This is a genomic window from Rhizobium sp. BR 315 (genome assembly GCF_050577975.1).
Classification (GTDB): domain Bacteria; phylum Pseudomonadota; class Alphaproteobacteria; order Rhizobiales; family Rhizobiaceae; genus Rhizobium; species Rhizobium miluonense.
The window spans coordinates 1-9,416 of sequence record NZ_JARWKZ010000101.1 but is presented as its reverse complement, the minus strand read 5'-3'; the positions used below and the strand labels follow the sequence as shown (position 1 = coordinate 9,416).

At 57.8% G+C, this 9,416-nt stretch carries 9 protein-coding genes; 4 read left to right on the top strand and 5 right to left on the bottom strand.

What is annotated here, in order from left to right:
* From QD409_RS34765 to QD409_RS34750, 4 genes are all read left to right on the top strand, one after another.
* On the top strand, positions 1 to 516 hold a 516-nt coding region (locus tag QD409_RS34765; protein ID WP_430764966.1), incomplete at its 5' end, for a 4Fe-4S dicluster domain-containing protein.
* A 118-nt stretch (positions 517 to 634) separates the two neighbouring features.
* Positions 635 to 1,438 (top strand): MerR family transcriptional regulator, encoded by an 804-nt coding sequence (locus QD409_RS34760; protein WP_427143515.1) that lies wholly within the window; start codon positions 635 to 637, stop codon positions 1,436 to 1,438.
* A gap of 252 nt (positions 1,439 to 1,690) precedes the next feature.
* Positions 1,691 to 4,147 carry a GcvT family protein gene (locus QD409_RS34755; protein WP_430764965.1) on the top strand — a complete coding sequence of 819 codons (2,457 nt, stop codon included), beginning with the start codon at positions 1,691 to 1,693 and terminating at the stop codon, positions 4,145 to 4,147.
* A gap of 69 nt (positions 4,148 to 4,216) precedes the next feature.
* Complete coding sequence (locus QD409_RS34750) at positions 4,217 to 4,720, top strand: SDR family oxidoreductase (protein ID WP_427143513.1); 504 nt, start codon at positions 4,217 to 4,219, stop codon at positions 4,718 to 4,720.
* Between the two features lie 411 nt (positions 4,721 to 5,131).
* Here the strand turns inward: QD409_RS34750 and QD409_RS34745 are convergent, their stop codons facing one another.
* The 5 genes from QD409_RS34745 to QD409_RS34725 form a co-directional block, all read right to left on the bottom strand.
* Complete coding sequence (locus tag QD409_RS34745; RefSeq protein ID WP_430764964.1) at positions 5,132 to 5,869, bottom strand: SDR family oxidoreductase; 738 nt, start codon at positions 5,867 to 5,869, stop codon at positions 5,132 to 5,134.
* Positions 5,869 to 6,312, bottom strand: a complete 444-nt coding sequence (locus QD409_RS34740) for a MaoC family dehydratase (RefSeq protein WP_427143511.1) — start codon at positions 6,310 to 6,312, stop codon at positions 5,869 to 5,871. The genes QD409_RS34745 and QD409_RS34740 overlap by 1 nt, the downstream gene beginning before the upstream one ends.
* A 3-nt stretch (positions 6,313 to 6,315) precedes the next feature.
* A complete protein-coding gene (locus QD409_RS34735; RefSeq protein ID WP_427143510.1) occupies positions 6,316 to 6,723 on the bottom strand; it encodes a Zn-ribbon domain-containing OB-fold protein in 408 nt (135 codons plus the stop codon).
* Positions 6,720 to 7,895, bottom strand: coding sequence for a thiolase C-terminal domain-containing protein (locus tag QD409_RS34730; protein ID WP_430764963.1), 1,176 nt, complete (start codon positions 7,893 to 7,895; stop codon positions 6,720 to 6,722). The genes QD409_RS34735 and QD409_RS34730 overlap by 4 nt, the downstream gene beginning before the upstream one ends.
* 3 nt (positions 7,896 to 7,898) lie before the next feature.
* Positions 7,899 to 9,416, bottom strand: a 1,518-nt coding sequence (locus QD409_RS34725; RefSeq protein ID WP_430764962.1) for an ABC transporter permease, incomplete at its 5' end; no start/stop codon positions are given.

Genomic DNA, 9,416 nt, shown 5'->3' with positions numbered 1-9,416 from the left:
GACCTGAAGCGGGTCAGGAACGTCAAGCCGCTGTGGTCGAAGTTTGGCACGGCGATCGGCGTGGCACTCGGCGGTCTCGACATGTGGACCAACCAGTTGTTCGGTCTGTCGCTGTTCGGCACGCTGAAGCACGGCAAGAGCGATGCGCAGAGCCTCGAGCCGGCAGCAAAGCACACGAAGATCGATTACCCGAAACCCGATGGCGTGTTGACCTTCGATCGTCTGTCCTCGGTGTTCCTGTCGAACACCAACCACGAGGAGGATCAGCCGGTGCATCTGCAGGTCAAGGACATGAGCCTGCAGAAGCGCTCCGAGCACGACATCTATGCCGGCCCGTCGACGCGCTACTGTCCGGCTGGTGTCTACGAATGGGTGGAGAAGGACGGCAAGGACGTGTTCGTGATCAACGCGCAGAACTGCGTGCATTGCAAGACCTGCGACATCAAGGACCCGAACCAGAACATCAACTGGGTGCCGCCGCAGGGCGGCGAAGGCCCGGTCTATCCGAACATGTGAATCCGTGCTGAAATCCTTCAATCGAGCCGCCGACTGTGTGCCTTTGGCAAATCGCGTGGTTGCAGTTTGCGGAGCAGTCTCGTAGCACTCAACTGTGAGATTTCGAGCAAGGAAAGCCATGAGCAAACAGTATAAGGTTTCAGAGTTGTCTGCTGCGACCGGTGTGCCGCCGGCGACGCTTCGGCTTTGGGAGCAACATGGGCTCATCGTTCCAACACGGACGGCCAGTGGCTACCGGATGTACTCCGAGGATGACTTCGCCCGCGTACATCAGATCGTTCGCTTGAGATCCGTCCAAGGCCTGAATCTTGCAGCGATCAAATCTTCACTGGACGGAACGGATCTGGTCTCCCAGGAAACAGGAAGCGAAAACCTTCCGCCTCCGAGGCTCGGGTATGAGATCCGGCGGCTGCGTCGCGAAAAGGGTCTGACGATAACGGCGCTTGCGAAGGTGTTGGCCGTGTCCTCGTCGGTGATAAGCACACTTGAGCGCACGTCTCGAGGCGCCAGTGTCCCGCTGTTGCGCGCTATAGCCGAAACATTGGGCGTTACCGTGACGCAGCTCACTGCCAGCCCAGAGGAAACACCGAAAGCCGTCATAAGGAGCGGGGAGGGGCGACAGCTTCCTTCACTCGGCAAGGGCATTCAGATCAGAGAGTTAGCTTCTGGTCCGCGGATGATGGACTGTCAGGAGTGGACGCTTGAACCGGGTGCCGGAAGTGAGGGTTTCTACCGGCATGAAGGCGAGGAGTTCATCCGGGTGTTAGAGGGTAGCTTTGAGATCGAAGTGGATGGGCTAGGTCTCGCTACCTTGAACCCAGGCGATGCCATGTATTTCGAAAGTCACCGCGCGCACTCCTGGCGCTCTGTTGGCTCGAAGGCTTGTAAACTGATCTGGGTGAACACCCCCCCGACTTTCTAAAGCGATTGCCGGCGATGAACCTTCGTCCCTTGCCGGAAGGTGGGTGCCGAGAGATTTTTATAAACTCGGCATGATTTCTGTAGAGTTTCAGCCCTGATATGATATGAATCCTTTTCAGACGGACCGATCCCGAATGCGGGCGAGCCGGCGAGATTAAGATCTGCCATCAATGCCTCTGATCGCCGGATAGAACCATGTCCGCCAGCAGGAGCTACGAGGGCAGGGCAGGCTCCAAATCTAAAGGACACAGGAATGGATATTCCATCACAGGCCGATGTCGTCATCATCGGCGGCGGTATCGCGGGCTGCTCGATTGCCTATCATCTGACGAAGCTCGGCATCAAGGACGTTGTTCTTTGTGAGCGTCGACAGCTCACGAGTGGAACGACTTGGCACGCCGCCGGTCTTGTGACGCAGCTCCGTGCAACGCAGCGTATGACGGAACTTGCGCAATATACCGGAGAGCTCTTTGGGCGGCTCGAGGAAGAGACTGGGCAGGCGACCGGTTTCAAGCAGAACGGTTCTTTGCGCCTTGCGAAGACGCAGGCTCGCTATGAGGAATTGGCACGTGGTGCGTCGATGGGGAGAAATTTCGGCCTGCCCGTCGAGGCCATGACCGTTGATCAGATCAAGGAGCGTTGGTCTCCGATCAGCACTGAAGGGCTCGTGGGTGGTTTCTGGTTCCCCAATGACGGCCAGGTTAATCCTGCCGACGTGACGATGGCCTACGTAAAGGGAGCTCGCCAGGGCGGCGCCAAGATCCTCGAGAATATTAAGGTTACACAAATCCTCACCGAGAGCGGCAAGGCTGTCGGCGCAATGACCGAGCAGGGGCGGATTTCTGCCAAGAAAGTGGTCATCGCAGGTGGGATGTGGTCCCGTGACCTCGCAGCTCAAATCGGCGTGACCATTCCCTTGCATGCCGCAGAACACTTCTATGTGGTGACCGAGGCTATCCCAGAGCTGCCGCGCAATCTTCCGGTTATGTTCACAGCCGATGAGTGGGCTTATTACAAGGAAGATGCCGGCAAGCTGCTAATTGGCTTCTTTGAACCCGGAGCGAAACCGTGGGGTCAGAACGGCATATCCGAGAGCTTTTGCTTCGATACGATCCCCGAGGACTTGGAGCACATCAGTCCATACCTTGAGATGGCCATGGAGCGCGTTCCTGTCCTGCAGGAGACTGGCATCCAGCTCTTCTTCAACGGTCCCGAAAGTTTCACTCCGGACAATCGCTACCATCTTGGTGAGACATCGGAAATCGACGGCCTTTTCGCCGCGACCGGCTTCAATTCCATCGGGATCCTTTCATCAGGTGGTGTCGGGAAGGCAATGGCATCATGGATCGCTGAAGGTCGTCCGCCGGTCGAACTGCTGGATGTCGACGTTCGCCGAACGCAATCGTTTCAGCGAAACAAGAAGTATCTTGCCGACCGCTCCGTCGAGACCATCGGCACGCTGTTCGACATGCATTGGCCGGGGAAGCAATTCGAAACCGCGCGAGGCGTTCGCCGCTCGCCGTTCCACGACCGCCTGTTGGCATCAGGTGCGTTCATGACCGAACTCGCAGGATGGGAACGCCCTGGCTTCTATGGCACAGAGGACGAGCTTGCCAACATCGAATATTCGTATTCAAAGCCGAGCTGGTTCGACAATGTCGCGGCTGAGTGCGCCAACACAGCCGAGAATGTCTCACTCTTCGACCATAGCTGCTTTGTCAAATATATAGTCGAAGGCCCTGACGCTTTAAAGTCCCTGAACTGGATCAGCGCGGCTGAGTGTGATGTGCCGATTGGGAAGGTTGTTTACACTCAGTGGCTGAATGAGAACGGCGGTATCGAGGCCGACGTAACGATCACCCGACTGGCGGAACAGTCCTATCTGGTCGTCACGGTGGCTGTTTCTCAGCGACGCGATATTGCTTGGTTCAAGCGACGCGTGCCTGTAGGCGCCCAAGTATACATTACAGACGTTACCTCGGGGCTTGCGATGCTCGCGCTGTGGGGACCGAAGTCCCGCGACCTGCTCGCGAGTGTCTCCTCCGATGATTTCTCGAACGAGTTCTTCCCGTTTGGCACGAGCCGCGAGGTCGATCTTGGCTACGCGCGCGTCCGTGCCAGCCGGCTGACGTTCGTCGGCGAATTGGGCTTCGAACTCTACATCCCGAGCGAAATGGCGGCCCATGTCTATGATGTTCTGATGGAAGCCGGACAAGATTTTGGGCTTAAGAACGCTGGGTTCTTCGCACTCAATTCGATGCGAATGGAGAAAGGGTATCGCCATTGGGGCCACGATATCGGTGAGGAGGATACGCCGTTCCAGGGGGGCGTTGCTTTCACCGTTGCGCTGGATAAGCCAGGCGGGTTTATCGGCCGAGACGTTTTGGTACGCCAGAAGGCCGAGGGCACTTTGAAAAGGCGGCTTGTGCAGGTGAAAGTCTCTAATGAGAGCGGGGGCACACACCCGATGTTGTTTCACTACGAGCCGCTTATTCGTGACGGCATCATTGTAGGGTCGATTATGTCGGGAGCGTACGGACACCGCGTCAAGGCTTCGCTTGGTCTTGGATATGTCTCGTCCAACGAGGGCGTGACCAAGGAATGGCTGGCAAGTGGCAAATGGGAGGTGGAGGTCGCGATGAAACGCTACCCAATCGAGGTCCAACTCGGCGCTTGGTACGATTCACGCAGCGAGAAGGTGAAAAGCTAGTAGACGGTTGTGGCTGGAACTTACATGTTCCAGCCACACCTATTGACCACGACCTGAACGGACACCTCGATGACGAAGGTTTTAGTTCTGGGAGCCACCGGTCAAACCGGTCGTAAAGTTACGGAATGTCTCCAAGCAAGGTCGGCAGTAGACGTAATCGGCGCGTCTAGGCGACCCCATGGTTCCGGCGGACGGGCGTTCGATTGGAATGTTCCTGAAACCTGGAAAGCAGTTCTTGCGAACGTTGTCTGCGTCTACCTTGTCAAACCGAACGCCTATGGTGCTGTGGACGTTGAAGCCACGGTGGCAAGCTTTCTGGACGACGCAAAATCGGTCCGGCGCATCGTGCTTTTGTCAGGCATCGCGGCTGAAACTCGGAATGAAAATCTCGACGAACGGCGCGTCGAGCGGCTGATCGAAACCTCGAGATTCGAGTGGACGATTTTGCGCCCCATTGGTTTATACAGAACTTCTCCGCCCCCGAGTACTTCCTTCCGAAGTTACGCGACGAGGGCGAGGTTGGGGTGCCTACTAAGGGTTGGCCAACTGCGTTTGTCGATACCCGCGACATAGCAGACACGGCGGCGACGGTCCCTAGAGGCAGGGCATACCGGCAGATCCTACACTCTACCGGTCCAATCGCCCACACATGGCACGAGGCGATACAAGCGATCGTGAAGGCGGCGGGTCATGAAATGTGGTACGTTGACGTCGATATCGAGGAGCATCTGTCCGGCCCCGGCTATTCAGGTTTGCCGAACCAGGCCATGGAGCATCACCGTGCTGTGCATGAGTTCATGTGCAGCAAGAATTCCTCGGATATATCTGGTGCGATTGAAACTATTCTAAACCCGCCCTCTCGTGCGCTACATCAATATAACCGCGAAAGCGTCCATCTGCGGCGACGTGAAACAACCCGATCCAAATTCCCAATGCGACCATCAGACCGTTGAGGTTGATGGTCGCATTGGGATGCATTTCAATTCAAAGAGCAGAGCCGCCGTTCACGCCCAGTACCTGGCCTGTCACGTAGCTAGCGTCGTCGGAGAGAAGGAAAACAATCGCCGAGGCGATTTCCGCCGGACTGGCCTCGCGCCGCAGGGGGATGCTCTCAAGCCATCCTTGGCGGATTTGCTCCGGAACAGCTTCAACCATCGGGGTTGTAGTTGTTCCCGGAGCGACAGCATTTACCCGAATACCGTTACGTGCTTGCTCGATTGCAACGGTCCGCGTCAGGCCGACCAGACCCGACTTCGCCGACGAATAGTTCGACTGGCCAAACGCGCCCCACCGAGCTTCGGACGACAGGTTTACAATCGAGCCACCGCGACCAACCATCAAGGGCACGATGGCCTGGCACCCGAGCCACGCCCCTTTCAGGTTGACGTTCAGGACCACATCCCAATCGTCCTCGCCCATCTTTAGCAAGGACTTGTCACGTGTCAKGCCGGCGTTGTTCACAAGGCCGTCTGCTCCGTCAAAGGTTTCCTTGATCTTGATCGCGGCTTGGGCCCAGCTTTCGCGATCCGAAACATCGAGCGAGACGGCCAACGCACGGGCGCCGGATGCGTCGATTTCCCTGGTCGTCGCTGCTGCGCCATCAAGGTTACGGTCCGCAATCACCAAGATCGCACCTTCCTCGGCCAGGCGGATAGCGGTCGCTTTACCGATCCCTTGCGCGCCGCCCGTTACGACCACGACTTTGTCCTTTAAGCCACGCATCAGCCTCCACCTCCGATAAGATATCTGTTGTATCCGTCCTGCACGATCTCGCCCCGTTGGTTGCGGATCGCGACCTCCACTTCGACCACACCGCGCGACGGGTCCTTCGAGCTTGGGCGTTTCGATTTCACGACGTAACGCTGGCAAATCCGGTCGCCCGGTAGCACCGGAAGAAGCATCCGCCGTTGTGTTTCCAGGAAGCCGAGAATTTTCCACGCCGAAAGCTCTGTGCAGTTCAGGCCCTCGCCGATCGAATGAACGAGTAGTCCGTGCGCGATGCGGGAAGGGTATTTGGTATTTTCGCGAACCCATTCTTCATCCATGTGGAGCGGGTTGAAGTCCCCGCTCAAGCCGGCGAAATTCACGATGTCAGCTTCCGTTATGGTCCGGCCGGCGGACTCGTATTCCGCGCCTTCTTGGATGTCGTTGAACACGGTTTCCATTCGTCAGCCCTCCACGAAGCAGGGCATTTTTACGCCGGGATGAATTTCACGGAACACGACCTTGAGGGCCATATCGCACTGGATTCTTTCGATCGGTGTATCGACGACCCAGCTTGTGATACGGGCACCCTCTTCCAGATCGACAATCGCGATAACGAACGGCGTTATCGCCGCAAATTCCTTGTGGATTGATCGCTCGACGACGGTGAAGGAATAGAGAGTGCCGCGGCCCGTGGCTTCGGCCCACTCCGGCTCTCGCTCTGGAAAGCCCGCCACGCGGGCGCGAGGGTACATCTGTGCCGCGCCGGTAAGCGGATCCCTTTGAATGAGCAGGACATCCCTGCTAGCCGCCTCGAACCAATGCTTTGAGAGAGCATTGTGGACAGGATGGACAGAGGTCATTTCAATCATTGTTTGCCTCCAAGAATGAGAGTGGCCGTGGCTGAAAGCCAGCCGCCGGTACCGTTGATGAGGCACAGATCTGGGGAAGCAAGTTGAAGGCCGGGGCTTTCGCCTCGGAGCTGGCGTACTGCCTCGATTGTCGCAAACATGCCGCGTCTTCCCGCGTGGTTCGATGAAAGGCCCCCACCATCCGTATTGATTGGGAGCCGTCCGCCAGGCGCGATCCCACCTTCGGAGATAAAGTTGCCCACTTCACCCTTGGGAACAAAGCCGAGGGCCTCGAGCGTGAGAGCGACCGTGATCGTGAAAGAATCGTAGATCTGCGCAACATGGATTTCTTCGGGTGTTAATCCAGCGGTCTGGAACGCCCGCCGGCCCGAATGTTCAGCGACAGTGGTGGTCATGTCGCACATCTGGTTCATCTGGCCGTGGCTGATCGCTTCTCCGAAGCCCAACACAGAAGGCCCGCCTCGGCGCGTGTCGCGTGCACGGTCCTTAGACGTGACGACGATTGCACCGCCCGAGTCGCTGACGACGCAACAATCGAGTTTGTGAAGCGGCGACGAGATCATCGGAGAGGAGAGGACGTCATCGATCGTGATAAGATCGCGGTACATCGCCTCCGGATTCAAATGTGCGTACCGGCGCGCTTGAACGGCGATTTCGGCGAGGTGTTCCGACTTGAGTCCGTACTGGTGCATGTATCGCGTCGCGGCCAACGCATAAGCGGAAATTGTCGAAACTCCGTACGGTACCTCGAACTCGCCCGGTCCGGTCTGCCCGGTATTGAAGTCGCTTGCGCTCAGAGGCCATGAGCGGCCGGATGAGGCGTATGAAACGACGACTGTGTTGCAGAGACCGGCCTTGATCGCCGCGACGGCGTTGCCGACATGGCTCAGAGCTGCGGCTCCTCCGATATCGGTGCTGCACACCCAAGAGGGGTTGATACCCACGTATTCGGCGATCTCGACGGCATTCAGCTGCCAGCCCGCTTCGGAGGGAAACGAGGCTGCCGTAGCGAAACCGTCGACGTCAGCAATCGTCAGACCGGCATCGGCAAGCGCCCCGGCGATCACCTCAGAGTGGATTTGGTAGGGATGGACGCCAGGCGCCTTTCGACGCGGGGACTCAAAGGCTCCCACGATTGACGCGGAGCCGCTTGGAAAACGTTCGGTTGCCATGAGCTAGGATCTCACTTTTGTAGCACTTCGACTTGTAGTGAAAGATTTTGCGGCGACGATGATTGTGCCGATCAAGACCGGTGCGATGATGATTGTCGCGACAGCTGAGACCGCCGGAGTGATGCCGCTTCGAAGGAAGGAATAGATCGTGACTGGCAGTGTTTTATCGAGTTCCGTCTGGAACATCGCCAGCACAGCCTCGTCCCAAGACGTCACGAAGGAGATGAGGAACGCGCCAACGAGCGCCGGCATGGCGAGCGGCACGACCATATCCCAGAAGGCCCTGGTACTGCTCGCACCCATCGACCAGGCCGCTTGCTCGATCGAGATATCGACGGCAGCAAGTGCATTGGCCAGCACGAGGAACACAAGTGGCAAGCAAAGTACGGCATGAGCGACGACTAGTCCGAAGTCGCTGCCCAGCATGCCCAGCCGACCTTGGACGTCATAGATTCCGATACCGAGTAAAATGACCGGAACGATCAGAGGGATAATGGCGGCCATCTGAATGGCTGACTTGAGCGCCGCAGACTTTGAACGCGTCCCGACCCTGGCGAGCGCGAGGCCGCAGAGGGAAGCGAAAACTGCCGTCATGACGCCAACCCTGATGCTCTTGAGGAACGCATCGATCCAGATCGATGACGTCAGAGCCTCGATGAACCACTTGGTACTGAAGCCAACCGGTGGGAATTGAATCTGGGTGGTCGGAGTGACCGACGTCGGGATGACGACAAGGAGCGGTAGGATCAGCAGAATGAGATCGAAGACGAGCACCACGACGCAAATACTGGTCACCGGAGTTGGTCGAAGGGGGGCGCGGGCTGAAGCGCCGCGCGAGCCTTGCTGGACCGGCGAAAGCATTCCCTTACCCCCTACCTTAAGTGCCACGGCATATCCAACGATCGAGACCGCCAGCAGGACGATGCCCATCGCCGCTGCCTTGCCCCACTGGTAGTTCTGGACCTGCTGCTGGATGAAGATCGGGATGGTCAGATTGTGCGGACCGCCGAGGATTGCCGGTGTCAGGAAGAAGCCAAGCCCCAGGACGAAGACCAGCACGCTTCCACCCAGCAGCGCCGGGCGGACCTGCGGGAAATAGATGTCGAGGAAGACACGACTTTCAGATGCGCCCATTGTTCGAGCGGCGGTGAGAAGCGAGGTATCGATCGACATCATCGCCGAAACGAGGATGAGAATTAGATATGGCAGCAGGTAGGCGACCATGCCGACGATCGTCGCGAACGTGTTGTACAGCAGGGGAAACGGGCCAAGCCCGAGCGCTCCAGCAGCGGAATTGATGATGCCTTGCGTACCGAGGATGGTGGTGAAGGCAAATAATCTCACGATGATCGATACCCAGAACGGCATAAGCACGAGGACCATCATCAGCGATGACAAACGCCGGGAGAGGCGCGAAATCACGTATGCGGCCGGAAATGCCAAAAGCACCGTTGCGATCATCGACACGAATGCGAGCATCACGCTGTGCAGCGCTACCTGACGCAACAAATCGTCCTGGAC

Bases quoted from the DNA above. Each gene is read 5' to 3' on its own strand.
- QD409_RS34730 (WP_430764963.1), bottom strand. From the start codon at position 7,895: ATGGCAACCGAACGTTTTCCAAGCGGCTCCGCGTCAATCGTGGGAGCC.
- QD409_RS34750 (WP_427143513.1), top strand. From the start codon at position 4,217: ATGACGAAGGTTTTAGTTCTGGGAGCCACCGGTCAAACCGGTCGTAAA.
- QD409_RS34755 (WP_430764965.1), top strand. From the start codon at position 1,691: ATGGATATTCCATCACAGGCCGATGTCGTCATCATCGGCGGCGGTATC.
- QD409_RS34735 (WP_427143510.1), bottom strand. From the start codon at position 6,723: ATGATTGAAATGACCTCTGTCCATCCTGTCCACAATGCTCTCTCAAAG.
- QD409_RS34740 (WP_427143511.1), bottom strand. From the start codon at position 6,312: ATGGAAACCGTGTTCAACGACATCCAAGAAGGCGCGGAATACGAGTCC.
- QD409_RS34760 (WP_427143515.1), top strand. From the start codon at position 635: ATGAGCAAACAGTATAAGGTTTCAGAGTTGTCTGCTGCGACCGGTGTG.